Source organism: Pseudoalteromonas sp. SG44-1 (assembly GCF_014164315.1).
GTDB lineage: Bacteria > Pseudomonadota > Gammaproteobacteria > Enterobacterales > Alteromonadaceae > Pseudoalteromonas > Pseudoalteromonas rhizosphaerae.
The window spans coordinates 1-973 of sequence record NZ_JACJEW010000193.1 but is presented as its reverse complement, the minus strand read 5'-3'; the positions used below and the strand labels follow the sequence as shown (position 1 = coordinate 973).

The following is a 973-nucleotide window of genomic DNA, read 5'->3' as shown; positions in this document are numbered from 1 at the left end:
ATCAGCTAAAAGCAGAAACAAGCTTTAATAAAGGCATGCCCGCAAAACAGAAAAAAGCTATGCGCAGTACAGGTTACCTTGAAAAGGTATTGAAATCATAGGCTTTTTTCATGCTCTTGCCCTGCTTTGAATACAAAGCTTGGGAAAAGATTTATTGATTTTATGTCTCAACTTCAACCTCAAAATTTTGATGCAATCAATACATGGTTCCCAGAGGATAAGTTAACGATTAAGTTTTATGATGGAAATAGGTTTAAAGATGTTTCGCAGGGCTCTGCGGGTCAAAAAGCCTCTGCAATACTTTCTTTCTTATTGTCATACGGAACTGAGCCTCTAGTTTTGGATCAGCCAGAAGATGATTTAGATAATGGCCTGATTACTAGCTTGATTGTGTCAAAGCTACATGAGAATAAAGCTGATAGGCAAATCATTGTCGTTACTCATAACCCAAATATTGTCGTAAATGGTGACTCTGAATATGTTGTTGCTTTGGAGGATAGAGGGCAAATTAATACCCTAGCTTCAGGTGCATTACAGGAAATTGAAGTTAGAAAAAATGTCTGTGAAATTATGGAAGGTGGGGAAGTTGCGTTACAACAGAGGTATAAAAGGATGTTTAATATTTAAAGAAGGGTAAAATAACTTGAGTCGCACTTGTTACTTTATTTAGTTATGAAAGAGGCGTTCTTCGTCTCTTTAACTTTGTATGCTTATTTTCACTCTAAATGAAACAGGGGATAGCAGAAACTAAATTAGCTTTCTCACTAATCCTTTATTGCAAAGATGACTAATGAAGTTGCTTTACCTAGTAAATTGTCCTGAATTTCTTAGAGTCTTAGCTTTTTATGTCCCCCTGTGTCAGGATAGTTGTCGTCTCTAACTTTTAATAGAGGCAGATAAAAATGAGACGTCGATTTACACAAGAATTTAAAGTTCAAGCGGTTGAAAAAGCATTATCTCAATGTGATGATGT

Annotated in this window: 1 protein-coding gene; it reads left to right on the top strand. The window is 35.8% G+C overall.

Translation table 11 applies throughout. From position 1 onward, the window contains the following. Nucleotides 1-162: 162 nt before the first annotated feature. Nucleotides 163-627 (top strand): hypothetical protein, encoded by a 465-nt coding sequence (locus tag H5187_RS23690; protein WP_182795018.1) that lies wholly within the window; start codon nt 163-165, stop codon nt 625-627. Nucleotides 628-973 lie beyond the last annotated feature (346 nt).

Coding starts and splice junctions, on each gene's coding strand:
- H5187_RS23690 (WP_182795018.1), top strand. CDS start 163: ATGTCTCAACTTCAACCTCAAAATTTTGATGCAATCAATACATGGTTC.